This window comes from Akkermansia sp. KLE1798, assembly GCF_001580195.1.
GTDB lineage: Bacteria > Verrucomicrobiota > Verrucomicrobiia > Verrucomicrobiales > Akkermansiaceae > Akkermansia > Akkermansia biwaensis.
On the sequence record NZ_KQ971091.1, the window covers coordinates 332 to 27062 of the forward strand.

General features: G+C 57.8%; 18 protein-coding genes. 8 read left to right on the top strand and 10 right to left on the bottom strand.

Annotated features, from left to right (window positions below; all coding sequences use genetic code 11):
* Positions 1-335: 335 nt before the first annotated feature.
* From HMPREF3039_RS10215 to HMPREF3039_RS13875, 6 genes are all read left to right on the top strand, one after another.
* A complete protein-coding gene (locus HMPREF3039_RS10215) occupies positions 336-1298 on the top strand; it encodes a PstS family phosphate ABC transporter substrate-binding protein (RefSeq protein ID WP_067569828.1) in 963 nt (320 codons plus the stop codon).
* A gap of 85 nt (positions 1299-1383) precedes the next feature.
* Positions 1384-3738, top strand: a complete 2355-nt coding sequence (locus HMPREF3039_RS10220; protein ID WP_167506688.1) for an ABC transporter permease subunit — start codon at positions 1384-1386, stop codon at positions 3736-3738.
* A 33-nt stretch (positions 3739-3771) separates the two neighbouring features.
* Positions 3772-5526, top strand: a complete 1755-nt coding sequence (pstA, locus tag HMPREF3039_RS10225) for a phosphate ABC transporter permease PstA (RefSeq protein ID WP_067569832.1) — start codon at positions 3772-3774, stop codon at positions 5524-5526.
* Positions 5527-5565: 39 nt separating this feature from the next.
* Complete coding sequence (pstB, locus tag HMPREF3039_RS10230; RefSeq protein WP_067569834.1) at positions 5566-6345, top strand: phosphate ABC transporter ATP-binding protein PstB; 780 nt, start codon at positions 5566-5568, stop codon at positions 6343-6345.
* A 32-nt stretch (positions 6346-6377) separates the two neighbouring features.
* Positions 6378-7055 (top strand): phosphate signaling complex PhoU family protein, encoded by a 678-nt coding sequence (locus tag HMPREF3039_RS10235; RefSeq protein WP_067569836.1) that lies wholly within the window; start codon positions 6378-6380, stop codon positions 7053-7055.
* Between the two features lie 16 nt (positions 7056-7071).
* Positions 7072-7245, top strand: a complete 174-nt coding sequence (locus tag HMPREF3039_RS13875) for a hypothetical protein (RefSeq protein ID WP_156469844.1) — start codon at positions 7072-7074, stop codon at positions 7243-7245.
* A 119-nt stretch (positions 7246-7364) separates the two neighbouring features.
* Here the strand turns inward: HMPREF3039_RS13875 and HMPREF3039_RS10240 are convergent, their stop codons facing one another.
* The 3 genes from HMPREF3039_RS10240 to HMPREF3039_RS10250 all read right to left on the bottom strand — a co-directional run bounded on the left by HMPREF3039_RS10240 (position 7365) and on the right by HMPREF3039_RS10250 (position 10010).
* Positions 7365-8270 carry a hypothetical protein gene (locus tag HMPREF3039_RS10240; protein WP_231863910.1) on the bottom strand — a complete coding sequence of 302 codons (906 nt, stop codon included), beginning with the start codon at positions 8268-8270 and terminating at the stop codon, positions 7365-7367.
* 37 nt (positions 8271-8307) lie between these two features.
* Positions 8308-9414 (bottom strand): hypothetical protein, encoded by a 1107-nt coding sequence (locus HMPREF3039_RS10245; RefSeq protein ID WP_067569840.1) that lies wholly within the window; start codon positions 9412-9414, stop codon positions 8308-8310.
* 212 nt (positions 9415-9626) lie between these two features.
* A complete protein-coding gene (locus HMPREF3039_RS10250; protein ID WP_067981770.1) occupies positions 9627-10010 on the bottom strand; it encodes a hypothetical protein in 384 nt (127 codons plus the stop codon).
* Between the two features lie 233 nt (positions 10011-10243).
* On the opposite strand from HMPREF3039_RS10250, the gene HMPREF3039_RS10255 reads away from it, so the two are divergent.
* Complete coding sequence (locus tag HMPREF3039_RS10255; protein ID WP_067569844.1) at positions 10244-11242, top strand: hypothetical protein; 999 nt, start codon at positions 10244-10246, stop codon at positions 11240-11242.
* A gap of 107 nt (positions 11243-11349) precedes the next feature.
* Positions 11350-12108 (top strand): hypothetical protein, encoded by a 759-nt coding sequence (locus HMPREF3039_RS10260; protein ID WP_147549412.1) that lies wholly within the window; start codon positions 11350-11352, stop codon positions 12106-12108.
* Positions 12109-12237: 129 nt separating this feature from the next.
* On the opposite strand, the gene HMPREF3039_RS10265 is transcribed toward HMPREF3039_RS10260, so the two are convergent.
* The 7 genes from HMPREF3039_RS10265 to gyrB all read right to left on the bottom strand — a co-directional run bounded on the left by HMPREF3039_RS10265 (position 12238) and on the right by gyrB (position 26366).
* Positions 12238-13362: a Rid family hydrolase gene (locus HMPREF3039_RS10265; protein ID WP_067569848.1), complete on the bottom strand. Its 1125-nt coding sequence runs from the start codon at positions 13360-13362 to the stop codon at positions 12238-12240.
* 19 nt (positions 13363-13381) lie between these two features.
* Positions 13382-15244 carry a hypothetical protein gene (locus HMPREF3039_RS10270; protein ID WP_067569850.1) on the bottom strand — a complete coding sequence of 621 codons (1863 nt, stop codon included), beginning with the start codon at positions 15242-15244 and terminating at the stop codon, positions 13382-13384.
* A gap of 9 nt (positions 15245-15253) precedes the next feature.
* Complete coding sequence (locus tag HMPREF3039_RS10275; RefSeq protein WP_067569852.1) at positions 15254-18799, bottom strand: SUMF1/EgtB/PvdO family nonheme iron enzyme; 3546 nt, start codon at positions 18797-18799, stop codon at positions 15254-15256.
* A 373-nt stretch (positions 18800-19172) separates the two neighbouring features.
* Entirely contained in the window at positions 19173-20444 is a 1272-nt protein-coding gene (locus tag HMPREF3039_RS10280) for a peptidase U32 family protein (protein WP_067569860.1), read from the bottom strand.
* Between the two features lie 11 nt (positions 20445-20455).
* A complete protein-coding gene (locus tag HMPREF3039_RS10285; RefSeq protein ID WP_067569854.1) occupies positions 20456-21088 on the bottom strand; it encodes a lactate utilization protein in 633 nt (210 codons plus the stop codon).
* Positions 21089-21147: 59 nt separating this feature from the next.
* A complete protein-coding gene (gene gyrA / locus HMPREF3039_RS10290) occupies positions 21148-23784 on the bottom strand; it encodes a DNA gyrase subunit A (RefSeq protein ID WP_067569856.1) in 2637 nt (878 codons plus the stop codon).
* A 23-nt stretch (positions 23785-23807) separates the two neighbouring features.
* Positions 23808-26366, bottom strand: coding sequence for a DNA topoisomerase (ATP-hydrolyzing) subunit B (gyrB, locus tag HMPREF3039_RS10295; protein WP_067569858.1), 2559 nt, complete (start codon positions 26364-26366; stop codon positions 23808-23810).
* Positions 26367-26731 lie beyond the last annotated feature (365 nt).

Here is a 26731-nt window from a genome sequence, read left to right on the forward strand (position 1 = left end):
GCCGGTTCAACATTGTTTCCTTCCGCTGGCTCTCCCCTGAAGAAGTATGATTTAAACATGGCTTGAAGAACTTTCAGTCCAGGAGCTTCCTTTCTTCCCCTTTTATACCGGCCTCTGCCCTTTCAGCATTCGGCAATCATTGACAGCCGCCGCCTTCCCTCCCGCGGAAGTCGGCGGTTTTTTGTATGCGGGGGAACACCGCAGATTGTGACGATTTCTTAACCAGGATTCACTTCCTCACAGGGGGGTGGAAAGGATATCACATCCACGTCGCCCGCCGCCAGCGGTACTGAACACCGCCCCGGAGGGAGACGCAACACAACAGAAAAGACGCCATGAAATTTGTCGCCAAAATCCTGACAATCGCAGCCGTACTCAACTCTCTGAGCATGGCAGCAGATCAAGTAACCGTTGACAGCAGCATCAAGCCGTATGTGCCCATCAGCGGCGTTTCCGGCAACCTGAGCGCCGTCGGTTCCGATACACTGAACAACCTGATGACCCTTTGGGCGGAAGGATTCAGCAAAAAGTACCCCAGCGTCAAAATCGGCGTTGAAGGAAAAGGTTCCTCCACGGCTCCGCCCGCCCTGACGGCAGGCACCGCACAGCTGGCCCCCATGAGCCGCGCCATGAAGCGGGAAGAAATCGCGGCCTTTGAAGCCAAGTATGGCTACAAGCCAACGGAAATCAAGGTAGCCCTGGACGCCGTGGCTTTCTTCGTCAACAAGAACAATCCCATTCAAGCCCTTTCCCTGACGCAGGTCGACTCCATCTTCTCCTCCACTTTCAAGCGCGGCGGCTCCAACATTACCGACTGGGGCGATGCGGGCGTTCCCTCCATGAAAGGAAAGGCTATTTCCATCTATGGCCGTAACAGCGCCTCCGGCACGAACGGATTCGTAAAGGAAATCGCCCTCAAGAAGGGAGACTACAAAAACTCCGTGAAGGAACAGCCCGGTTCCTCCGCCGTGGTGCAGGGCATCAGTTCCGACGTGCAGGGCATCGGCTACTCCGGCATCGGATACGTCACCTCCGGCGTCAAGACTCTTTCCATCGCTGAAAAGGGCGGCCAGGTAGCGGTTCAGCCGTCTTACGACAACTGCATCAACGGCAAATACCCGCTCTCCCGCTACCTGCTGATTTACGTCAACAAGAAGCCCGGCGAGCCCCTGGACACCCTGACCAAAGAATTCATCAAGTTCATCGTCTCCAAGGACGGACAGGAAATCGTGACCAAGGACGGATACTATCCCATCCCCGCCAAAGTCAGCGCGGATGTCCTCAAGAGCCTTGAATAAACAATCTCCCTGAAAACGCATGCCGGAGCAGGGCTGCGGGCCTCCGGGCCGGGTCCTGCTCCACTCTCTCCGTTCGCCTACCGTCATGAGCCCATCTTCCCCTTCTCCGTCCCCTTCCAGAAAGCCCAAACCCGTTCCCGAACGCTTTCAAGTGGCGAAAACCACGCTGTGGTTTGACCGCATCATGACCAAGACCATCATCGGCGGAGGTTTTACCGTCATCGTTGCCGTTTTCGGCATCCTCTTTTTCCTTTTGGCCGTTACCATTCCCCTCTTTCAAGGTGCAGAGGTGAAGGAAGGGCAGAGCCTCGCTCCCGCCGCCCAGGCCGCGGGAACGTGGGGGCTGGACCCCTCCGGCACACAGCCCTTCGTTTACAGCAACGGCAGGGACATTTTCTTTCTGGACAAGGCCTCCGGCAATCTGAAACCCGTACCTGTGGCCCTGCCGGACAATGAAACCGTCTGTGCCCACTCCTACAATTCCTTCCTGTCAGCCTACCCCGTCGCCACGGAATCCGGCAAGGTGGGCATCATTTCCGTTCATTCCGGCCTCAATATCCACGGCCAGGCGAACGCCCACGGCCCCGCCAAGGCCGGAACGGAAACCAGCCCGCTCCACCCCATGACGGAAACCGGCGATGTTCCCGGCAGAATATCCGGCGTGGCTTATGCAGACGCGGGAGAACGCAAAATATTTTCCACAATCAATGAAACCGACCAGGGGCCGCGCCTCCTGCTGATGACATTGGAAGAATCCCGATCCCTTCTCCATGAAGGGGAATTTGTCCCCGCCGGATTCCACGACCTGACGGACCGTCTGGACGGCAAACCCGTCGCCATGCTCCCCGGCAACTCGGGAGACAGCCTCATCGTCGCCACGGATACGGACAAGCTGCTTTACTTCGCCTACGACGAAGATTCGGAAACCTGGGAAAAGCGCCAGACCATTCCTTCTCCCCTGGGCGACGGAGAAAGGATGACCACCGTCAACTGGCTCTTCGGGGACATGTCCCTGGTGCTGGGCGGCGACAGGGGGAGCCTGAAAATCTTCAGCCTGTACCCCCACCCGCAGGCAGACGGCACCGCCCTGCGGCTCTTTGGCGAAACCAAGAAGTTTCCCCCCTTGAACGGCCCCGTGCAGCATTACGCCGCCTCCGGCATCAACCGCTCCTTCCTCGTCTCCTCGCCGCACGCCCTGCGCCTGTGTTACGGCACCACGGCGGACATCCGCTGGGAAAGCGACCGGCTGGATTTTTCCCCGGTTCAACTGGCGGCCAACGCGGAACTCAACTCCATGCTGGCTACGGACGGCCAAGGCCGCGTCCACTTCTTCTCCATCAGGGACAGGCACCCGGAAGCGGGTTCCAAAGCACTGGTCGGCAAAATCTGGTACGAGGGGTACGACTCCCCCAAATGGCTGTGGCAGTCCGTAGGCGGCACGGACGACTATGAATCCAAGCTCTCCCTGATGCCCCTGGTCTTCGGCACGCTGAAAGGCACCCTGTACGCCCTCGTCTTCGCCGTGCCCGTGGCGGTCATGGCGGCCGTTTACACGGCCCACTTCATGCCGCCTTCCGTCAAAAGGGTGGTGAAGCCCGTGATGGAAATCATGGCCTCCCTGCCCTCCGTGGTGCTGGGCTTCTTCGGGGCGCTTTACCTGGCCCCCAGGATGGAGGACAAGGTGCCGGCCCTGGTCTGCATGGCCATTCTCATTCCGTCCCTGGCCGCCCTCATCGCCTGGTTCTGGACCACGCGTCCGGTGGCATGGAGGAACAAATTCAGCAACGGCCTGGAATACATCGTCATGACGCCCGTCATTCTTCTTTGCGCCTGGTTCTGCTGGAAGTATCTGGGCTACTGGCTGGAACAGCCCTTTATCAGCCTCACCCGCGGCATCATGAGCTTGTGGGGGGCGGGAGACTTCCAGGCGGCCAGCTTTGCGGACCTGTGGCGCAACGGATTCGGCATGCCCTATGAACAGCGCAACTCCCTCGTCGTCGGGTTCGTGATGGGCTTTGCGGTGATTCCCGTCATCTTCACCATTTCCGAGGACGCCCTGAGCAACGTTCCCCCCTCCCTCATCGCCGCGTCCGAAGCGCTGGGCGCCAGCCGCTGGCAAATCGTCCGGACGGTGGTGCTCCCCGTAGCCTCCGCAGGCATCTTCTCCGCCCTGATGATCGGGCTGGGGCGCGCCGTGGGGGAAACCATGATCGTTCTGATGGCCACAGGCAACACCCCCATCATGGACTGGAACATTTTCAACGGCATGCGCACCCTCTCCGCCAATATCGCCACGGAACTGCCGGAGGCGGCGCAGGACTCCACCCACTACCGTGTCCTCTTCCTCGGCGGCCTCATCCTGTTCTCCATGACGTTCATCCTGAACACGCTGGCGGAAATCGTGCGCCAGCGCCTCCGCAAACGCTTCAATGTCGTCTGACCCTGTCCTCCTTCTCTCTATCCTTTCTTTTCCATGAAACCGGATTTCACTCTCCCTCCCGCTCCCAGACGCCCCCTGGGAGAAGCCAACATCTGGATCACCTCCATAGGCATCTCTGTGGGTCTCATCATGATTTTCGGCCTGCTGGGCATCATCCTTGTCAACGGCATGGAGGCTTTCTGGCCCAAGACAATCCATGAACTGACCCTATCCCCCGCCGCAGAGGGGGAAAAACCGTCCACCCTGTACGCCAGCATCACCAAGGACCAGACGCGCCACGTTCCGGCGGACCCCACGCAGCCCGGCTCCACGGCGAGGAATATCCGGGAATACCAGCTCTTCACCGGCAGCAAGGAAACCTACGGGCAATCCTACCGTTATGTGGACGTGCACAACATCTCCGCCTCCTCCACGCCCCAGGGGCTTCTCTGCCTGGAACGCATGGAAGGGGGAAAGGCCCTGGTGAAGCCGCTGGAACTCAAGCTGGCCTCCGGAGAAACCATTCCGGCCTCATCCCCCGAATTCATGAAAGCCTTCCGCCGCGCTCTGGACCATGAAGCGGAACTGAGGGAGGAAATAAAGGCCATAGATACCGGAAAAATAGGAACCGTCAACACCAGACTGGCGGATGCGCGGCTGGACATCAAGGCCATTGAACGCTCCTACGACATCCGGGAGGAAAACGGAACCAGGACCGCCGCGCTCAAACAGAATCCCGTCGTTAGGGATGTGGACAACCCTGTGGAAGAACTGGCCAAACTCAATGAAAAAGTAGCCCGGCTCAATGCCGAATACGAACAATACACGGCGGAAGCAGGCAAACTCCGGGCGCAGCAGGGCCGCGACACGCTCGTCTATTCCCTGGGAGACGGGGAAAGGAAGGAGATCAGCCTGGACAAGGCCGTGTACGGCTACCTTCCGAACGACCTGGGCTTCTTCGGCAAATGCGGCGTCTTCCTCCACAACCTGTACCATTTCATTGTGGATGATCCGCGGGAGGCCAACACGGAAGGCGGCATTTTCCCCGCCATCTTCGGCACCTTCATCATGACCCTGCTCATGAGCGCCCTGGTCACCCCGGTAGGCGTCATCGGCGCCATCTACCTGCGGGAATACGCCAAACAGGGAACGCTGGTGCAGGCCGTCCGCATCTGCGTGAACAATCTGGCGGGCGTGCCCTCCATCGTTTTCGGCGTCTTCGGCCTGGGCTTCTTCGTGTACTACCTGGGCGGCACGATTGATGAACTCTTCTACTGGAAAAAACTGGCCGTGGACAACACGCCCACCTTCGGCACCTCCGGCATCCTGTGGGCCTCCCTCACGCTGGCCTTGATGACGCTGCCCGTCGTGATCGTCTCCACGGAGGAAGCGCTTTCCGCCGTGCCGCGCGGCCTGCGGGAGGCGGCCCTGGCCTGCGGGGCCTCCAAATGGCAGATGATCAAGCGCATCATCCTTCCCAGCGCCCTTCCGGGCGTCATGACCGGGCTGATCCTGGCGATGGCCCGCGGCGCGGGGGAAGTGGCCCCCCTGATGGTCACGGGCGTGGTCAAGCTGGCCCCGTCCCTGCCCATTGACGGAGAAGGGCCCTTCATCCACTTGGAACGCAAATTCATGCACCTGGGCTTCCATATCTACGACGTAGGCTTCCAGTCCCCCGACTCGGACGCCGCGCAGCCCATGGTCTTCGCCACTACCCTGCTGCTCATTCTGCTCGTGGTGGTCATGAACCTCACGGCCATCCTCATCCGCAACCGCCTGCGCAAAAAATACGCGGCGTCCAGTTTCTGACGCGGAAGCGCCGCATTCCACCCCTTATTTCCACATCCCATGACTGAACCATCCGCCGCAGACGACGATCCCATCATCGAGGTAGAGGACTTCTGCTTCCATTACGGAGACAAGCAGGTCCTCTTCAACATCGGCATGACCTTTGAATCCAACAAGGTGACGGCCCTCATCGGCCCTTCCGGCTGCGGGAAATCCACCCTGCTCCGCAACATCAACCGCATGAACGACCTGATCCCGGAAGTGCGCCATGAAGGGGATATCCGCATAGACGGCACCAGCCTGTACGACCCGCGCGTGGAAGTCATCTCCCTGCGCAAGCGGGTGGGCATGGTCTTCCAGAAATACAACCCGTTCCCCAAAAGCATTTATGAAAACATCGTCTTCCCCCTCCGCGTGGCGGGGCGCAACAGCCGCGCGGAACTGGATGAAACGGTGGAGCGCAGCCTGAAAGGAGCCGCCCTGTGGGACGAAGTGAAGGACAAGCTGCATGAAAGCGCCTACGGCCTTTCCGGCGGCCAGCAGCAGCGCCTGTGCATCGCGCGCGCCATTGCCAACCGTCCGCAGATCCTGCTGATGGACGAACCCTGCGCCGCCCTGGACCCCATCGCTACGCTGAAAATCGAAGACCTGATGGAAGACCTGAAAAAAGACCTCACCATCGTCATCGTCACCCACAACATGCAGCAGGCCACCCGCATCGCGGACAACACCGCCTTCATGTACATGGGCCGCCTCGTCGAATACGGGCAAACGTCTCAAATCTTCACCAATCCCGGGGAAAAGGAAACGGAAGCCTACATCACGGGCCGTTTCAGCTGATCCCGGCAACCCTCACTCCTTCTTCCACCATCATGACACCACATCCCGGCAACCACATCCTCCCCCACTACGATCTGGCCCTGAACAACATCCAGACACGCGTCAACTGCGTCTGCGAAAGCCTGCTGGAACATATGGCCGTACTGGAACAGGTCATCTCGGATGCGGACATGAACGGAGCCAACGGCATCATTGCGGACAATGAACTGCTGGATGAAGAAACGCGCCAGCTTCTTTCTCTCTGCTCCGCCGTACTCATCCAGTTCCACCCCCTCGGCTCCGACCTGCGCCTGGTCCTCTCCCTCTCCCGCTGTACGGACAAGCTCCGCGAATGCGCGGAGGAAGTCGCCAACATCGCCCGGCATGCCAAAGCTTCCATCAAGCGGCAGGAATCCCTTGCCCCGGACATCGTCCTCCCCCTGCTGAACATGGCCGTCTCCGAATTCCGGGACGCCGTGGAAAGCCTGAAAACGCAGGACATGGAAACGGCGCGGGAAGTGCGCCTGCGCGACAAGAAGCTGGACAAGGCCCACCGCAAGGCCCTGGGCGGCCTCGTTACTCCGGCGGAAGCCGGACAACCGTCCCTCAACGTCAACCTGCTCTTCATCATCCGCTCCATTGAGCGCATCGGAGACATCGCCAAAACCATCGCCGCCGCCGTCGTCTTCCTGAAGGAAGCCACGGACATCCGCCACAGGAAACACAAATAAGCCTCACCAAAAAGAGGTGTCCCCTCCCGCCGGATTATTCCCCATCCTTCCTCCGGAATATCCTTCTGGAAGGAAGAACAATGCCGCTCCAACTGAACAGCATTTCCGCCTTTTCCAGCGCCTGCCGCAAGACAAGGCAAAAGCGATCACTGAGCGTTATTCCATCAAAAAACAGATGGTGGAGCCGTAACACCCTTTCCCATGAGGCTGCATCGCGCTTGCGGAACGGTTCCCTGCATACGGAAAAATGTTCCTCTCCAGCCGTCCGGCATAGCACGGTGATTTTGCCTTCATACGCGCAGGAAATTGTCAATCCTCCGTTCCATGTTTCGCGATGCCTAACAGTCCCGCCAACCCCCGGGAAACATCATCCGCCCCTACCGGGTGACAAGGGGAAGACATTCCACAACAAACTTCCTTCTTCCATGTTCCCCTTTCCCGAATTTCTTTTTCCATCTTTTTTTGCTTCTCACTTTCCCTGCGTTCAGCTTCCCGTTTTTTCTCCAATTCAATAGCAAGCTTTTTCAGCCTTTGGCTGCGCTTTTCCAAAGCCGGCTGAAGCTTGTCTCCCGGAGGCTGGAATTCCGCCTCTCCTCTTAACAGGCGAAACAGCTCCCGCGCATCTTTTTCATCAAACTTTTTCCTGCTTTCATCCTCTCTGTTCCAATAGAAGACCAACCCCAGATTGCCTTGCATGGAACATTTAAATTGAAGCTTTTTTTCTCCCTCCAGACGATATAAGCACCACAATCCTTTCTCCTCCAACTTTTCGTGGAAGCCATTCAGAGAACCTGTAGAATCGGCAGGCCAGCGATCGGCCAGGATGACTAGAAGACGCTGGAGATGAACCCTGGAAGAAGTCCAGAAAAGTGCTACCCCTCCACAGTCATTGCCCTCTTCATCAATCAAGCTCCAGGAAAGATCGCTTTCTCCATTCAAACGGCTCATCATAATTTTTCCATTGAGCATCAGAGGTTCTTTCAACGCGACAATATTTTTCCGTTCTACAGACGCTCCTTCAGGCGTTTTGAAACGAAATGATTCCCTGACGGATTCCAGTTCTTTCCAATGGTATTCGTAATCCAGCAGCCATTCAATCTGCTCGCTAAACGAGGGAACAGTCTCTTTTTCCGGTCCAGGATTCAACCTCACAAATGCTTCATGCCCGTGGGAGGCAAAAACACACGCAGCCGCCAGCACCTCAATGATCACCATCTTCATTTTTCCCATGCACTGATACGTGAAAAATCGGTCAATCGGATTCGGCGGAAGTACCGGAAAAACTGCTCCGCGGACGTGGCTCCCTCCCCTCTTGATACATCTCCTTTCTGCGGATGGCGTCCCGCTGCCTGCCTTTTTCCAGGGCCAGTTTCAGATCCTCGCCCGGAACCTCATACTTTTTTTCTCCCAGCAGCAAGCGGAACAATTCCTGGACATCCTCCACGTGGAATCTGAGTTGCTCTCCGTCGCTGACGGTATCCAGCATAAGAGCCAGATTGCCCCGCAAGGCGAGGAAAACGGACTGATGATAAAACTGGGTATAATACATGCACCAAATTCCGCCTTCCGCCGTCCTGTCCATCATCCAGGATTTGTCCATTACCCTGGAACAGTTCACTTGGTAATTAGTCCTGAGATATGTGCGCAAATAACCGGGAGAACTTCCAAGAAAAATTTCAACGTTTGCCGTTTCATATCCCTCCCGGTTGATGAGCTTCCAGCTTGTTACAGATCCGTTCTCCACATTGGGAACCATAAACAGGTTCCTCAAGCGAAAGGGAAAGGCGGAAACATGGATGTCTTCCTTTTTCAAAGCCGGAACGTCGGGAAGATCACACTGAAAAGGCTTGTTCACCCGTTCAAATATCTCCCACTCACGATCCGCCATCATCCACGCTTCCCCGGTTTTATCCTTCTTTAATGTTACCGTTTGAAAAGCCTCGTCCACTTCCACATTCCAGACATGCTCCTTTCCCCAGACAACAAGATCTCCCAGCTGGGAGAACGATTCACGCTTAAGAATAAATTCTTTTCTCGCCATCCTTTCCGACTCAAACAAATACACATTCAAATGGGCGCATTCATTTCCTTCCCGGTCCATCAATATCCAGCGTTCCCGCCCTACCTCCGACTCAGGCAGAAGAAATTTGTCTCCGCATGCCACGTTCCCTTCCGGAGGAACGATGTCCTCCGGCTTCCACATTCCTCCGTTCAGCAATGGGAAGGTTCCTATTTTTTCCTTCAGCCCCGTCAACAAGTAATCTTCCTTTCTATCCTCCCTCTCCTTCCAGCCCGACGGCGTGAGCTGCATGCACGTTTCCCCCTGCGCCCAGCCTGCCGAGAGCAGCAATGCAGCCATAACAACACATGGCCATCCATGACGGAATGAAGAAAAGGAAATGAATCTGCCGGCAATGCCGAAAAAGAGCCTGTTCATAGGGAATAGCAAGTTATCCTTTATGGAATAACAACCTATTCCATTGACTGTCAACTAAAAATTAATTCCACCTTATTCTTCCGGCGGCAGGCATGCCGAAAAATCTGGGCGGCCAATGCGCCCCCTCTTCCCGGTCATTCCGCCTTGCTCACACTGAAACAGTACACGGCAGGGTTGATCAGGGCGAGGGGCAAATAAAACAGCGCAAAAGACAGGGAGCCGCCGTACAGGATCAGGATCACGGCGGACAGCAGAAACAGGACGGCTATCTTGACACTCCGCGCCCAAGTGAGCCGGTGCACCAGCCAGATCAGAGCGGCACACACAAAACCGATGATGATTCCGAGAATTCCTCCCATGGTCAGGAATTCCACATAACTGGAACAAAACTGGTCCAGCCACCTCACATTATCGGGAGTAGGCGGATTGCTCCCCCATGCAAAAAGTCCCGGGGGGACTAGACCCCACAACAGCACGGAAAAAAGTACCAGGCGGTCTGTATTGAGGCGGTACGTCATGCAAAGATACGGTAGTCGTCCTTCTGGGGGATAACAAGCGAAATCGGCCATTTCCTTTTATTCAGCAATTACCCAATATAAAAGATATTTCCAGTATTTTTTATTTACCATCAATTTTTTAATTATATAAGATATCTGTTAGATCGAAAATTAATCCATATTTTGTAAAAAATATTTATAGACAATGAAGAAAAAAGTCTTTAATGAAGCTTTATTAGAGAGTTTTCCATCCCATGACCAGTTCGTTCCTTTCCCTGAAATGGACCGTGTATCTGATTGGATTAGCCGCTCTGCCTCCCATCCAGGCAGAGGAAGAAGACACGGGAGCCCTCCAAATCGAATCAACGACGGATGAATTATCAGCCGATATTCATATTGCAAGAGAAGAGGGGAAAGAAGCTCCGAGAAGTGAAGAGGACGACAGGAAGCGGACCAGGCTGGGCATAGGAGAATCCGTGGACCTTCTTTTAACAGGGAAAGATTCCCTCATCGGAAATACTCAAAAGATCAAATGGACCATTCTGAAAGGAGAAAATCTTGGAGAGCTGGATGAAGAAATGGGCAACCCCGTCAAACTCAAGCTCAGCCCTTATTCCGTTCAAGGAGGAAAAGTGGTCGTCCAGGCAACGACCGAACGCAATACGGTTAAAGAAAAAGAATTTACAGTCGTTCTTCCGGAAGTCGATATTGATGGCCATCAAAAGGTTACTGCCCAGCATGCCAAAAATCCAAAGACGGGGGAAAGAGGATATGATGAATGGAATTTCGAAGCTTTCCCCACGGAAACGGGATGCTCTGCCAAGCTTGAAATCACTCTCCACCCCACGGATGTGAGTTTTCACAACGTGGAAATGCTGGAAACACATTTAAAAAACATTCCCGACCCTCTTCCCGAAATGGGAAGCGAGCACAAGCCCCTGCCCATCTGGAGCAATGTCAATAACCGGAATGTATTTATCGACAATATCGGCTCTCCCAAACCCATGAGCCAGTGCAAGAATCTGCCCCAGGAGTGGACATGGGTCAGCAAATTCAGCACCAGCCGCATGTCTGAACCGCTTCTGGACGTCACCACGCAGCACCAGCGTTTCCTGTTTACATGGTCAGCCCCCAATGAAGAAGGAGTAACCATCAAAATTACCAAATTCGGACGCGGCGTTCAACGCACAGCTATCAAAACGCAATATTATACTCCAAAGAGAAAACCGGAAACCCTGACCAAATTCTTATGAAAAGCCTCCTTGCCTGTTTATTCTGCGGCCTGTCGCCCCTTTCTTCCATTCAGGGTGCTCCGGCAGTATTGAATCCAAACGTAGAAAAACCGCCTTATCCCGATTTTATGAAACATTCGGAATATACCGCCTCCGGACTCAAGGACCTTTTGGACCAGGGCAGGCTGGAAGAGTTTTATAAAAGATCAAAAAAACTATTGAAAGAGAATGGCAGGATTCAGGACAAAAACACGGAGCAAGTTCAAAACGACTTGTGGACCTTTTATTACATTGCGGCGGCGCCCCTTTTCCCCATGGACGCCTCTCCGGAAGCTTCAGCTTCCTGGAGAGAGGACAAAACCTTGGATTACGATGTCAAGACAAGCGCGGTCCGGTATATGGCCACCCAGGATACAGGCCGGCTTGCAGCCGTACTGCCCATCTCACGAGAGAAAATTTCCGCCCTGTATGCGCTTTATACCGCCAGGATTCTTCACAGCATCAAACAAAGTTATGATCCGGACCTGGGAGAAAAACAAAAACGGCAGCGGCAGGAAGAGGAAGAAAAAAACAGGCTGCTTTACCGTGACCGGAAAATCGACATGGACCAGGCCAATGCCAATTCCATTCTGATTCACAATAGAATCAGCATCCAGGATTTGCGCAACAATGCCGCCAAAATGCGCACGGATTCCGTGGAAAAAACATTTTTAAATTTACTGGTAGAATATTTTCCGGGGAATGCGGCCCAGGTAAGGAAATATATCAAACTGGCCGGATATTCCGACAAGGAGATTCCCGATCTGATCGACCGTACCGTTGGACGTGAACCCAAAACGGAATTCCTGTACAAGGGAGCGGGCAGAAAAAAGAAAATGCGCCCTTGACGGGATGAGGTATTCAGGAAAAACCCGGCGTTCCTGATGGAATGACCGGCAGGACGCACGCCAAAAGTCGATTTTTTAGGAAGAAAGGGACAGGTCTGAATTTCGGCAGACGCGGAAAACGGCTCCCGTTCACAAGGGAGCAAAAGAAGAATCTCCCGCCCCATTGACGGCGATGCCGTCTATTTCCACCAGCCAGCCCGGACGGCACACCGGAGCCTTCAACAACAAGTGCGGCACCTGCGCCAGCGGAGAATCCATCAGCGCCCACTCGACCACATCCCGGTCCGCCCAGTCCCGCAAATACACGACGGCCTGCTTCAAGTCGGAAAGGCTTCCGCCGCTCCGTTCCATCAGCGCACGCATGTTTTCCAGAGTACGCAGCGTCTGGCGCGCCACATTTCCGGGATGAACAATGTTCCCCGCCGCATCAATGCTGGCCGTGCCGGAGATGAAGTAATGGGAGCGGTCGCCGTACACGATGCGGGCGCCGCGTTCAAAAGCCACCCGGTACAGGTGCGTGGGAGAAAGGTAGTCCGGAGCTTCCATGTACCTGACCTGCCCCGGCTTCAGCCCGGCAATGCCCAGGCTGTCCATGTGCAGCAGGCGCCCCGGCATTTCCGTACAGCCCTCAATGCCGGTGCTGGCGATGTAATGGCTCTCCGGGCTCAGCCCGTAACGGTCAAAGCTCTCATTGCGGCCTTCCACCAGCCCCCGATAGTTGTTGTCAATGTCCCGGCAGTAAATCCAGGTGCGGTGAACCAGAGCCGGAACGGTTCCTCCCTGCGCGGCGGCCACACGGTCCAGCCAGCGGAATTCCTCCTGCATCTGGCCGTGGCTGCCGCACACGGCAGCCGTGCGCCTGCCTGCCAGAAACAGGCGGTAATGCTTCCTCCGCGCCACCAGTACCGTTCCTTCTTCCATTTCCTCCTTGCTTTTTCCCAGCATGCCGCCCAGATGCCATGCCTCCAACGCCACGCGGGAACCGTTTGCCGGGGGCTGCCCTACAATGGAAACATAGGAACGGCGTCCTTTCACCACACGGCGCAGCAGTTCCGACTGCCGCGCAGGATCGCTGACATGGAAGCGCAGCAGGAACTCGTCTCCGCCGTCCCCACCCGATTCACGATACCTATCCATCAGGGAATGCAGTTCTTCCTCAAAGCTTCCGCCCGGTTCCGCCGTCATGCAGAAGAAACGTTCCGCCGCTCCGGTTCCATCGTCCCAGACGGATATTTCCCGTAGTTTTCCAGCCATGCCTTTCCTTTCTCCCCCTTTAAAGGGATTGTACGTAGTTGACCAGGTCTTCCAGTTCCCTGTCGTTCAGACTGCTCGTTTTTCCGCGGATATCTCCCCGGTTGTGCACCGTGACGGCTTCCCGAAGGGTTTTCGCGCGGCCGTCATGCAGATAGGGCGCGGTGCGCCAGACTTCCACCAGAGAAGGAACCAGGATTTTCCTGCCTTCATCCAGTCCTTTCGCCGTTCCCGCAGCCACCAGCTCCTTGGTCGTGAAATACGGATGGGGATGGCATTGGACGCACCCGGCCGTCTTGAAAATTTCCCTACCCCGGCGCGCGGATTCCGTGAGAGACCCGCGCTCCACGCCGGGCGCGTGGCACTGGGCGCATCCGGTTTCCTTCGTCTGAGGGCGGGAAGGATGGCCGGCCATCAAAAACGGGCTGGGCACCTCCTTCATGTTTTTCAGGTATTCATTGACGCACGCGGCCAGGTCTCCATCCGGTTCCATGAACTGGATGTGCACGAAACCCGCCGTAACGGCCACTTCCGCAGACGCACGCACGCCCAGGCTCATCACGGGGCTTGTCCGGTGGGAGAGGAACATGGTGCGCGTGTTTTTCGGATTGCCCATGCCGTCGTTCAGCAGGTCCCAGTTCAATCCGTCCACACGGGCGTCCGGGTGGCAGGTGGCGCAGCTCTGCCACCCCTGGAAGCAATGGGAGGCGTCGTTGAAGTACTGTTCACCCAGCCGTTCCCTGGAAGGACGGTATTCCGCGTTCAAGGGAATGTTCCGGGGGACGGCGTCCGCCTTGAGCGGCACCTGCGCCAGCGTATCGGAGAAATATCCCGTTACATAAACGTTTTCCCCGTCGGAAGCCAGGGTGCGGGGACCGTTCAAGGGCAGGCGGACGCGGGTGCGGATGTCGTGCAGGAATCCCAGCCTTTCGGACACGGGGTTCCCTGTCCGGTCCTCCTTCTTCATGCGCGCCAGCAACGCGGGAAAATCAATGACGGAGAGTTCATGCGTGCCGGCATGCGTGACGAGCAGGCGGCTTCCGTCCGGGGAAAAGAGCACGCCCCACGGATTGGCGGCCCCCGCGTCCGGATCGTCCAGCAGGACGGGATGCGGCCTGTCCGGACATGCCGTGTCCATGATGGTCACGGCATTCGTGTTCATCCAGCCCCGGTCCAGCTGCGTCGTCGGCACCTGGTAGCGGCTCAGCACGTGCGCCACGGCCAGGTAGCGGCCGTCCGGGCTGACGGCCATGCCCCGCACGCCCTGCGTTCCGTTGGCCAGGGGGAAATGAACCGCCTTCCCGTTCTCAATCAGGGTCAGCGCCGCCGCAGTGAAGTCCCCGTCCGCCGCGCCTGCGGGCAAATGGTTGGCCGCCCATATTTTCTTTCCGTCCGGGGAGACGGCCAGGGCCACCGGTTCACGGGAGGCAGGCCAGGAATTCAGCACTTTTCCGGAAGAAGCGTCCATTTCCACAATTTTGGAATCGAATCTGGCGGCCACATACAATTTACCATTGCGCACCACCGGAGACATGGGCGTATGCCCCGCCGGGAAGGCTCCCTTCACGGTTCCCGTGTCCAGAGCGACCACTTCCACCACGCCTCCGGGGCCACCTTCCGCCACATAGGCGGTATTTCCGTCAATTGCCATGCCGTTGGGCTTCCCGGACAGGCGGATGCTTTTCACCACTTTCCCCGAACCGGGGTCCACCAGTTCCAGCTTTTTGCTCTCATGCCCCAGAATGGCGGCCAGTTTGCCATAAACCTTGACATCCACCGGAGCCACGGGACCGGCCCCGGAGTCCGGTTCCTGCCTGCATGAGACAAGGGCCAGCAGGCAGCAGGCTGCGGCAAGAAAAGAGGGAAGCATATGTTTCATCTTCATGGCAGTCAATCAGTCTTCAATAATCACACGGAAGCCCACGTTGTACACGGGACGCCAGCCGGGATATCCCCAGCGCCAGGAGGACGTGGCCCGTCTGGGGCGGTCATACCAGGAGCCGCCGCGCACGGTGCGGGGAACGCGGGAGTCCACGGTATCGTTGCGGCCGTCCTTCCCGTTCCACGGATAAGGTCTGTATTCCGAACGGGTCCATTCAGCGGCATTTCCGATCATGTCGTACAGTCCGTAACCGTTCGGCCTGTAGCTTTTCACGGGAGCCAGGTGCAGCGTTCCGTCATTGAATTTTTCATCCCTGGGCACGAAGTCCCAGAAACGGTTGGGGTTTCTGATCGGCTTGGGGTCCACGCCGGACACGGCCAGTTCCTTCAGCGTCACGTCTCCCAGATTGGCATAGGAGGAAAAATCGGAATCGCGGCCGCCGAAGAAGAAGTCCGTCTCCGTCCCGCCCCGCGCGGCATATTCCCACTGCGCTTCCGTGGGCAGACTCACCTTTTTACCGGTTTTTGCGGAAAGCCAGCGACAGAATTCCATGGCTTTCGTCCACGGCACCCGGATGACCGGGAATTGCGGATTGGCGTCCATGTCGTACCCGGGCCTGACCTGGTCCTTGTAGTGCATGTCGTACCAGCCGTTGAGGTATTCCGGGTCAAATTGGCGGTATTGCTCCAGGGTCACTTCCGCTTCCCCCATCCAGAACGGCTTTTCCATCCGCACCCTGGCAACGGGTTTTTCCGCGGGGGTTTCCAGCTCGCTTCCCATCTTGAATTCTCCCGCCGGAATGCGGCGGAACGCCATGCTGACGCCGTTCCCCAAATCCAGCGCCAGCGTTTCATTCTGCGGGGACGGAACGGGTATGTTTTCCCCGCGGAGCGAAGGAACGGAGCGTCCGCTATGGGACACGTTCGCCCCGGCATCCCTGCGGAAACGGGAATCCTTCATGGTCACGTAGTTCCGTTCCACTCCGGAGAACATCCTGTGCAGGTCATAGCGGCGCTTCAGCAGGTTTTCATTGCGTTCTCCGGGCCATTCGCCCAGATAGGGAGCGTTCATGTCCATCCAGGTCACCAGGCGGTTCCAGTCTTCCTCAGGCATGACCACATGATGATGCCCTTTTTTGAGCAACTGGTAGAGTTCTGACGTATCCGCGGCAAATTCCGTGGGGGCCAGTCCCAGATAGTTCCCTTCCGGTCCGTTGCGGCGCACGTAGGGATGCAGGTTCCAATAGGCCACGGACCCCGGCGCCGGAGCGCCCTTGACGGCCTCCAGAGTCATGAAATCCGGAACTCCTTCCCTGCTTTTGCTTTCTGCGGAATGGCAGCGGATGCAATGGCGGTCCAGCACCGGCTGCACCTCATTGACAAAGGAAAACGTGCGGGCCGGCCCATACCACGGGACAATTTCCGCAGGTTTCTGCCGGGAAGCCATGACCGGCCTGGCCGGAGGCGCGGCGTTCTGCTGCTCGTGACAGCCGATGCAGCTCAGGGTTTCTCCCGGCATGGCGGTGAACCAGCTCCGCATCAGGGCCAGCGCGCGGCCCTGCCCGTCCAGCACCTGAAGGGTCAGAGGCTGGTTGGCGGGAGCCGTGAAGATGGCGGACCCGTCCGGATTCACGGGCACCGTTCCATACAGCACCTTCAGGTCCCAGTTGCTTTCCATGCCCATGGCGTAGTGGCTGCCCGTGTCCCGCGGGCTGTATTCCGACATGAATACGCGCAAAGATTTGGCTTCACCTCTGGGCACGCCCTCCATGGCGCGGCCGCGGTACACGTCGGAAATATACACCGTAGCCGTTTTGCCGTCCGGCTTCACGCGGTCGTGCAGCACGGGTGGCTTTTGCCGTGGCCTCAAGGGGGCAGGGTCGGCATAAATGAAGTAGGAGGATGCCGTCAGGGGAACGATGTTGTCGTACACGTCGCACCAGACCACGTTGCTCACTCCCCCATTGCCGGACGGAGTGGAAACGGCCAGGAAGGATTCCGCATTCAACGGGTACGGCTCCGCAAAATAGGGCGTATCCAGTTCATCCACCAGCCTGTCCTTGGTGACGTTTTCCACGGGCTTTCCGTAGCCCGGAATTTTCTGCACCGCACCCGCGGTAGCCGTCCGTCCCCGGTTCACGTTGAAGAGAACGAGTTCCCCCAGCCTCCGCACGCCGTGATGGCCGCTGACAATGCCGGCAAACATGCCGGGCCTGCCCGGCAGGGGCCGCGCATTGAACAGGCTGTTGGGCCAGTAGGAGTTGGAGCCGTAGTATTCCTTCTGGTCGCTGCCGTCCGGGTTCATGTGCATCAGGATGCGGCTGAAGTAATGGGCGCTTTCCGTGTATTCCCAGCGCAGGAACATCACGCGGCCGTCCGGGAGCATCGTCGGAAACCAGTTGTTGTCCTGGTCGAAGGTGAGCCGCCGCGTCGTCTTTTTCTCCCGGTCATACAAATGGATATTGCCCACATAGTCATGACCGGATACGCAGGGCACCCCCTGCATGCCGGACGTGTTGATGAAAATGATCCGCCCGTCCGGCAAATAGCAGGAGTTGTAACTGTCCGTATCCGCAGGCATGTGGGCGGTCAGGTTTTCCTTCCCGCCCGTCTTCAAATCCAGTTCAAAAACGTCCCAGGGCCGCTGTTCCTTTTTTCCGAAGCAGTTGCCCGTAAACATGAGCCGTTCCCCGGAAAAATCCAGTTCCAGATGCCCCATCCAGCGGTCGTCCTCCAAAAGGCGGGCCGCCGGGGAAGAGGAAGACGTGCCGCTGAATTTCATGATGCCGCTGCGGTACACGCGCCCGGGCCCGGGCATGCTGCTGATGCCCTGCCAGTTGGCCGGGCGGTCATGGTTGAAGGTGCTTGCGCCGGACGGGTTGAACCGCCGCACCGCCACCCATTCCCTGACGGAATCCTGCTCCGGCAGGGAGTCGATCAGAGCCTTTTTGCGCAATTCCACCAGTTCCCTCAGGATATCCTCCTGATCGCGCCCTGCCTTTTCAATCCACGGCTGGAGAGGCCCCAGCTTTTTTTCCCAGGCATCCAGCCGCGCCAGGAATTTGTCGGCATCCGGATATCGTTCTCCATATTTTTCCCGGTTGCGGGCAACGGCACGGCGGATGGCTTCCGTATCATAACGGGCAGCCAGCTTTTTCAGTCTGAGGAAGCGGATTTGCTTCAAAATGGCGTCTTCATGCTTCATCAGGTCATTCCATGAAGAGAGGGGACCCGCCTGCTCCACGGGAAGGGAAAGAATTTTAGCCAGGCTTGCCCCCGCCGCTTCCGGATCCGGCCACGCCCGGAATACCGGAGCCAGCATCACCATGGCATCCCCGCAGTCATCGGCGGCTTCCAGCTCGGGAACAGACACCACATAATCCGCCGTACGGGTCCATAATTTTTTCATCCATTCATTCCCGTCCTTCCCAGATTCAGGAAGAGGAATTCCGGACAAATCCCGCAGCCACGGCTGCAAGCCAGCAGCCTGGAGCACGCCGGAGCACATCACGGCACAGCCCAGGAAGGAAAGACGGAGAATGGAACAATAGTCAAACATGGCACACAGTTTTACATACTACGAACAGCACCTCTTTTTTCCTTCACCTGGAATTATATTTCTCTCCAGGACGCCGTTTTACCTTTAATGCGCCTCAATAAAATAAACACGCAATTACAGAGGATTAGCAACCCGGACAAGAATCATCATCGACATCGCCTTCCTGATCTGCCCGCTTTCAGACGCTTCCATCCAAAGGGACGTACAATCGCCGCAGTCCGTCCGAATTGCAACAATGCAACAGTTGAAAACGGACATTTCTTCCCTGAAAAGGGATTCAAAAGGAGTCGCCAAAGGCCTTATTCCGCCATGCCCGCATCCGTATTACGGCACAGCAGGAAGCCGGTCGGGATTTCCCGATCATGGCCGTGTATCAGGCGTCTTCCAGCCTACGGGGGCGGAGCAGATAGACTTTATCCCGGCGGCGGACCTGTTCGGGGACCACGATGTACACGGTTTCCCCTTTTCCGGCGGATTCCACGGGGACCATGCCTTCTTCCGTTTCCTTCCGCATGGCCTTTACCTCCACGCGGACGGCTCCCGTCGTGGGGCCGGCAATGAGAATGGTCTGGCCCGCAGAGAGCGCACCCGCCTCCAGGCAGATTTCCGCCACCCCGTTTTTCCGGTAGAAGTTGCCGACCCTGGCAATGTGGATTTTCAGCAGGGCGGCGCGGCTGTTCGCAGAGCCGCTCCATTCCCCCCATTTTACACCCAGATAGTAACCGCCTTTCCAGAATCCCCGGTTGAAGACGGATTCCAGCCGCTCCATCCACGCATCCGCCCTGGCCGGAAAGAAGGTTCCCTCCAGGCACGCGCGGGCCGCTTCCCGGTACACGGAGGTCACCGTCCGCACGTAGTCGGAGGAACGCCCCCGGCCTTCCAGCTTCAGGACGGAGACTCCGGCATCCAGAATCTGGTCCAGCACCTGGACGGTACAGAGGTCCCTTGGGGACATCACGTATTTGTTGTCAATCACCAGTTCGTTGCCCGTTTCCTCATCCGTCACGCGGTAGGCACGGCGGCAGTTCTGGAAACAGGCTCCGCGGTTGGCGGAAGAATTGTAAGCCGCCAGGCTCATGTGGCATTTGCCGGATACGGCCACGCACAAGGCGCCGTGCGCAAAGATTTCCACCCGGAGAAGATCTCCGGAAGGTCCGCGGATTCCTTCATCTCGTATGCCGTCAATGATACGCCTGATCTGCGCCAGCGTCAGTTCCCGGGCCAGCACGACCACATCCGCATACTGCGCGTAAAATCTGACGGAAGCCATGTTGCAGACGTTGGCCTGCACGGACATGTGCACCTCCAGCCCGATGGAATGCGCGTGGGTGATCACCGCCAGATCGGAAGCAATGACGGCGTCCACTCCGGCGGCTTTAGCGACGGCACACAGATTCCGCACCGCCTCCAGTTCCTCATCATACACGATGATGTTCAGCGTCAGGTAGGCTTTTGCCCCCGCCTCATGGCAGCGGGCCACGATTTCCGGCAGGTCTTCCTCCGCAAAGTTTGCCGTGGCGCGGGAACGCATGTTCAGCTTTCCTACGCCGAAGTACACGGAGTCCGCGCCGCCCTGAAGTGCAGCGGCCAGGGATTCGAACGAACCCGCCGGAGCCATGATTTCTATCCGGGATTGAGGGGACATGGCAGAACGGTTCAAAGCCCCCCGGATTCCTCCATCAGGATGACGGCAATTCTTCCCTTGGGGAAGCATTTAACGATGGACATGTGGATGTTGCACAGGCGGTCCGGAGAGTTGCAGTCCGCACAGGTTCCCGTGTACATGCAGGGAGTTTTGAAGTCCTCATGGCGCCTGGCGTTCAGCGGGGCAATGCGGCGGATGCGTTCGCGCGCCTCTTCCGGCGTAGCCACCAGCTTGTTGGCACCCGCCAGCAGGATGACGTTCCGGGGACCGAAGGCGACTGGAGCCACCCGGTTGCCCACCATGTCCACCCAGTGCAGGGTTCCCTTCATGCTGACGGCGTTGATTCCGGTCAGGAACAGGTCCGCCGTCATGCCGCGGCGGCGGATTTCCCATTTTTCCTCCCGGTCCATGCCCGGAACGAAACCGTCGTAGAATTGAATATCCGGGCTGGCATTCAGTTCATCAAGAATTCCTGTGGCTTTCAAGGTCATGGAATCCCCATAGGAGGCGGACGCCGGGCTGAGTTCCCGCAGCAGGCCGCGCATCAGGTCTGCGGCTTCTTTCAGGCCAGGAACCACAAAGCTTCTGAATCCGCGCCGTTCCAGACGTTCGGCACATTTTTGCAGGGAAAGAGGTTCTTCCATAAAAAGGATGGATGAAGAACCCCGCTCCGGCGCATTCCGGAGCGGGGTTCCTGTGAGTTTTATTCTTCTCCGGGGGCTTCCGCTTCAGCGGCGGGTTCTTCTTCCGCGGAGTCGGCGGCATTCTCCCCGGCTTCGGCCCCTTCCATCTCTTCTTCATCATCGTCCGGAATGACGATGGAGATGTCCTGGATGGCCTCTCCGTCATTCAGAGTCATCAGCTTCACGCCCTGGGTGGCACGGCCCGTTTCACGAACGGTCGCCACCTTGATGCGGACGGACTGCCCCGCCGTGGTCATCAGCATGAGTTCATCCTCATCGGAGACGACTGTGGCGGATACCACCTTACCGGTCTTGTCCGTGCAGTTCATGGTCTTGATGCCGGTGCCGCCGCGGCCCTGCGTGCGGTATTCGTCAAAGGAGGTGCGCTTGCCGAGCCCGTTTTCAGAGGCCACCAGCAGGGTTTTCTGCGGGTCCACGATGGCGAGGGCCACCACATAGTCCCCGGAACGGGGACGGATGCCGCGGACACCGATGGTGTTGCGGCCCTGCGTGCGCAGGTCGCTTTCCGGGAAGCGGATGCTCATGCCGTCGTGGGTGACGAGCACAATTTCATTTTCCCCGGTGGTCAGTTCCGCATTCACCAGGCTGTTGCCTTCTTCCAGGTTGATGGCGATGATGCCCGCCTTGCGGTAGTTGACAAAGTCGTTCAGGCTGGTTTTTTTGACCGTGCCGTCCTTTGTGGCGAAGACGACGTTGCCGCTGTCCTCCGCGAAGGTGATGTCATTGCCCTTTTCATCCACCCGGCGTTCCAGACGCAGAATGGCGGCAATGGCTTCTTCCGGCTGGAGGTCCAGCAGGTTTTTAATGTTGCGGCCCTGCGCGCTGCGGGCGGCTTCGTCAATTTCGTACACGCGGTCCACGTACACGCGCCCGGTGTTCGTGAAGAACATCAGGTAGTCGTGGTTCTGGGCGGCGAACAGGTGCTCGATGAAGTCCGCTTCCGTGTCCTTTTTCGCCCCCTTCGTGGTGGCGGCTTTCACGCCCTTGCCGCCGCGCGCCTGCACGCGGTACTCCGCGGAGTTGGTGCGTTTGATGTAGCCGCTGTGCGTGATGGTGACGATCATCGTGTCGTTCGGGATCAGGTCTTCAATGGCCATGTCCCCGGCGAACGGGATGATGCGGGTGACGCGCGGCGTGGCATATTTGTCCTTGATGGTCATCAGCTCGTCCTTCACGATGCCCAGCACGCGGGATTCGTTGGCCAGAATGTCCAGATAGTCCTTGATCCGGACGAGGAGCTCCATGTAGTCCGCGGAGATTTTGTCGTTTTCCAGGGCCGTCAACTGGTACAGGCGCAGGTCCAGGATGGAGTTTACCTGGCGTTCCGTGAAGATGTAGCGGTCCCCCTGCACGGAGGGCTGGGAACGGATCAGGATGCCGAGGCTTTCCGCCGTTTGCGTGGTGAAGGTATATGCCTGGAGGCGTTCGCGGGCTTCCTCCCTGTTTTTGGAGTCGCGGATGATGCGGATGAAGTCGTCCATGTGGCCCAGGGCCAGCAGGAAGGCTTCCAGCCGTTCGGCGTCCTTCTCGGCGTCGCCCAGCAGGTAGCGCGTACGGCGCACGACCACCTCGCGCCGGTGCTCAATGTAGAAGTTGATGGCGTCCAACATGGCGAGCGTCTTGGGCCGGTTGTCGTGAATCGCCAGCATGTTCACGGAGAAGGAGGTCTCCATGGACGTGAGCTTGTAGAGCTGGTTCATGACCACCTGCGGACGGGCGTCCCGCTTGAGCTCGATTTCAATGCAGGTTTTTTCGTCGGAAAGGTCGCGGATGCCGGAGATGTCCGTCAGTATCTTGTCCTTGTACAGTTCCGCGATGCGTTCCTGAAGGGCGGCGCGGTTTACGCCGTACGGCACTTCGCGGATGATGAGCAGGTCCTTGCCGGAATCCGTCTGCTCAATGTCGATCTTGCCGCGGATGCGCACGGAACCGCGTCCGGTGCGGAAGTAGTTGTCAATGCCGGAGAAGCCCAGAATGTCGCCCCCGGTGGGGAAGTCCGGACCCTTGATGAACTGGCGCAGTTCATCCACCGTCATGTGCGGGGAGTCGATTACGGCGCAGATGCCGTCCACCACTTCCCCCAGGTTGTGCGGAGGCATGTTGGTGGCCATCCCCACCGCAATCCCGGTACCGCCGTTCACCAGCAGGTTCGGGAAGGCGGAAGGGAAGACGGTGGGTTCCGTATGCTCGTTGTCGTACGTGGGAACGAAGTCCACCGTATCCTTGTCCAGGTCCGCCATCAGGGCCACCCCCATGCCGGAGAGCTTGGCTTCCGTGTATCGGGCGGCGGCGGGCGGGTCACCGTCCGGAGTACCGAAGTTACCCTGGCCGATGACCAGGATGTCCCGCATGGACCAGTCCTGCGCCATGTTCACCAGCGTGCCGTAAATGGCGGCATCCCCGTGCGGGTGGTAGTTACCCATCGTGTCCCCCACGATCTTGGAGCATTTGCGGGTCTTCCCGCCCGGGCTGAGGTTCAGTTCCTTCATGGCGTAGAGAATGCGCCGCTGGGAAGGCTTGAGGCCGTCTCTCACGTCCGGCAGGGCGCGGGAGATGATGACGGACATGGAGTAGTCCAGGAAGGAGGTGGACAGCTCGTTGGCTACGTCCACCGGTTTGATTCTATTGTTTTCCATGGTGCTGAGAAAAAGGATGGGGATTAGATGTCAAGGTTGCGGACATTGAGGGCGTGGTCCACAATGTAGTTTTTGCGGGGTTCCACGACGTCCCCCATCAGGATGGTGAACATTTCATCAGCCCTCACGGCGTTGTCGTCATTCAGGATGACGCGGAGCAGCTCGCGCTTTTCCGGGTCCATCGTCGTCTTGAACAGGTCCTTGGCGTCCATTTCACCGAGACCCTTGAATCGTGTGATTTCCACGCCGCGCTTGCCGATGCCGATGACGGTTTCCAGGATGTCCATGACGGAGAAGAGGGGGGTGATCCGTTCCTTTTCCCCTTCACCTTCCACCAGTTCAAACAGGGGCTTGTCCAGGGAAACGAGCATGTTGGAGGGTATGCCCAGTTCCGCCAGCCGCACCAGCGTGCGGGTGATGGCTTTGGCCTCATGCAGTTCGTGCGTGATGGAACGGCGGCTGGGGCCTTCCCGGTCCGGAACGGGATTGGCAAGGAGTTCTTCTTCCGAAGGCATCCCGAAAATGAAGAGGTCCCTGTTCTCGTCGGAGAAAGCCGTCAGGGCTTCCGCATCGTGGAAGTAACATATTTCCTCCTCATTGCCGCAACGGATCTTGACGAGGAATTCGGGGAATTCCCCGTGCTGCTCGCGGTGAGTAAGCAGGTCCCCGAAGGAACCGCCCTGCGTCTGTACGGATTCCGTGTAGCGCTGGAGGTTGACCAGCGTTTCCAGGATGGTGGAGAGTTCCTCGGAAGTGAACGTCCGGGAACCGTCCGCCATGCGCAGCGTCACGTCGTTGACGGCCAGCTCAATGAGCTTGCGGTTCAGGGCGACGTCATCCTGCACGTATTCCTCCTTTTTCTTGCGGATAATGCGGTAGAGGGGAGCCTGGGCAATGTAGAGATACCCGGCGCGCACCAATTGCGGCATGTGGCGGCAGAAGAAGGTAAGAAGCAGCGTCCGGATGTGGGCGCCGTCCACATCGGCGTCAGTCATGATGATGATTTTGTGGTAGCGCACGCGGTCCAGCTTGAAGGAGGCTTCGTCATCCCCTTCCCCGATCCCGGCGCCGATGGCCGTGATCATGTTCTGGATTTCCTTGCTTCCCAGGGCTTTGTCCAGCCGGGCCTTTTCCACGTTGAGCACCTTGCCGCGCAGAGGCAGGATGGCCTGCGTGCGGCGGTCGCGGCCCATTTTGGCGGAACCGCCGGCGGAGTCACCTTCCACAATGAAGAGTTCGCACTTGGCGGGGTCCCGGTCGGAGCAGTCCGCCAGCTTGCCGGGCAAGCCGCCGATGGAAAGGGCGCTTTTACGCACCGTTTCACGGGCCTTGCGGGCGGCTTCCCGCGCGCGGGCGGCCGTGATGCTCTTTTCGATGATCTTCTTGGCCATCGCCGGATTTTCCTCGAAGTACGTCTTGATCTCTTCGTACACGACGTTGCTCACCACGCCTTCGATTTCCGTGTTCACCAGCTTGTCCTTCGTCTGGGAGGAGAAGCGGGGATTGGGCATCTTGACGGAGATGACCGCCACAAGGCCTTCCCGGACGTCCTCCCCGCTCAGGGAGGGGTCTTTTTCCTTCAGCAGCCCGTTGGATTTGGCATAGCCGTTGATCACGCGCGTAAGGGCGCTCCGGAAGCCGGAAAGATGCGTACCGCCGTCGCCGTTGTAGATGGAGTTGGCAAAGCAGAGGATGTTGGTTTCATACGTGCTGTTGTACTGGAAGACCACGTCCACCAGAACGTCGTCGTCCATCCTCTTGCCGTCGTATTCCACTTCCACCTTGCGGACGCCGGAAATGGCAATAGGCTCTTCATTGATGACATCCTTGTTCATTCCGAGCTGGCGGACGAACTCCACGATGCCTTCCTTGTAGTAAAACGACTCGCGGCGGACGGGAGCCTCCCGTTCGTCGATGAGCTCAATGACCAGTCCGGGGTTCAGGAAGGCAAGCTCGCGCAGGCGGGTCGTCAGGCGGTCGAACTTGAATTCCGTAGTATCCGTGAAAATGGTGGCGTCCGGGAAGAAGGTGATGGTGGTTCCCGTTATTTCACAGGAGCAGCCGCCCACCACGCGCAGTGGTTCTGTCGTCTTGCCGCGTTCAAACTTGATCTGGTAGCGCTGGCCGTCGCGGCGGACTTCCGCCTTGAACCAGTCCGACAGGGCATTCACGCACTTGGCGCCCACCCCGTGCAGACCGCCGGAATATTTGTAGGCTCCCTGGCCGAATTTGCCCCCCGCATGCAGATTGGTCAGCACCAGTTCCACGGCGGGAATGCCGAATTTGGGGTGCATATCCACCGGAATGCCGCGCCCGTTGTCCACAATGGAAATGGAACCGTCCACGTGGATTACAATGTCAATCTTGCTGCAGTAGCCGGCCAGGTGCTCGTCAATGGAGTTATCCAGAACTTCAAATACGCAATGGTGCAAGCCGCGCTCATCAGGGTCCCCAATGTACATGCCGGGCCTCTTCCGCACAGCCTCCAGGCCTTCCAATTTATCAATCTGCGCGGCGCCGTATTCATGCTGCGCCGTCGTGGAAACGGTGGTTTCAACAACCTCGTTGGTATCTTCGGACATAACTGAAATATACTACGCCGATCTTAATTTTTTGCAAGACTAATCTAAGAAACGCGTGCGCGCGCGTAGGGCGTACCCCTGCAAAAACCCGTCATAATCGCGTAAAAAGGGGTCTAAAGCAAGCTCTCCGGCTTTTTTAGTCTCTCAGTAGCGGAAAAGTAATAAAAGACAATTTGGGGCGCCTTTTGCGGAGAGGGAGGAAAAATGCTGATTGGGGGGTTAGGGGGAAATGGGCTAAATGGACAGAGTGGACACTATGGACGGAATGGACCAAACGGAGAAAAACACTTCCTGCCCACTAAGTCCACTAAGTCCACTAAGTCCATCTCCCTACCAACAACAAGGCCGCCCCGGGTTACCCGGAG

Excerpts from the sequence above, each read along its gene's own strand:
- HMPREF3039_RS10215 (WP_067569828.1), top strand. The coding sequence starts at position 336 with ATGAAATTTGTCGCCAAAATCCTGACAATCGCAGCCGTACTCAACTCT.
- HMPREF3039_RS10220 (WP_167506688.1), top strand. The coding sequence starts at position 1,384 with ATGAGCCCATCTTCCCCTTCTCCGTCCCCTTCCAGAAAGCCCAAACCC.
- pstA (WP_067569832.1), top strand. The coding sequence starts at position 3,772 with ATGAAACCGGATTTCACTCTCCCTCCCGCTCCCAGACGCCCCCTGGGA.
- pstB (WP_067569834.1), top strand. The coding sequence starts at position 5,566 with ATGACTGAACCATCCGCCGCAGACGACGATCCCATCATCGAGGTAGAG.
- HMPREF3039_RS10235 (WP_067569836.1), top strand. The coding sequence starts at position 6,378 with ATGACACCACATCCCGGCAACCACATCCTCCCCCACTACGATCTGGCC.
- HMPREF3039_RS10240 (WP_231863910.1), bottom strand. The coding sequence starts at position 8,270 with ATGGTGATCATTGAGGTGCTGGCGGCTGCGTGTGTTTTTGCCTCCCAC.
- HMPREF3039_RS10245 (WP_067569840.1), bottom strand. The coding sequence starts at position 9,414 with ATGGCTGCATTGCTGCTCTCGGCAGGCTGGGCGCAGGGGGAAACGTGC.
- HMPREF3039_RS10250 (WP_067981770.1), bottom strand. The coding sequence starts at position 10,010 with ATGACGTACCGCCTCAATACAGACCGCCTGGTACTTTTTTCCGTGCTG.
- HMPREF3039_RS10255 (WP_067569844.1), top strand. The coding sequence starts at position 10,244 with ATGACCAGTTCGTTCCTTTCCCTGAAATGGACCGTGTATCTGATTGGA.
- HMPREF3039_RS10260 (WP_147549412.1), top strand. The coding sequence starts at position 11,350 with ATGAAACATTCGGAATATACCGCCTCCGGACTCAAGGACCTTTTGGAC.
- HMPREF3039_RS10265 (WP_067569848.1), bottom strand. The coding sequence starts at position 13,362 with ATGGCTGGAAAACTACGGGAAATATCCGTCTGGGACGATGGAACCGGA.
- HMPREF3039_RS10270 (WP_067569850.1), bottom strand. The coding sequence starts at position 15,244 with ATGAAGATGAAACATATGCTTCCCTCTTTTCTTGCCGCAGCCTGCTGC.
- HMPREF3039_RS10275 (WP_067569852.1), bottom strand. The coding sequence starts at position 18,799 with ATGTTTGACTATTGTTCCATTCTCCGTCTTTCCTTCCTGGGCTGTGCC.
- HMPREF3039_RS10280 (WP_067569860.1), bottom strand. The coding sequence starts at position 20,444 with ATGTCCCCTCAATCCCGGATAGAAATCATGGCTCCGGCGGGTTCGTTC.
- HMPREF3039_RS10285 (WP_067569854.1), bottom strand. The coding sequence starts at position 21,088 with ATGGAAGAACCTCTTTCCCTGCAAAAATGTGCCGAACGTCTGGAACGG.
- gyrA (WP_067569856.1), bottom strand. The coding sequence starts at position 23,784 with ATGGAAAACAATAGAATCAAACCGGTGGACGTAGCCAACGAGCTGTCC.
- gyrB (WP_067569858.1), bottom strand. The coding sequence starts at position 26,366 with ATGTCCGAAGATACCAACGAGGTTGTTGAAACCACCGTTTCCACGACG.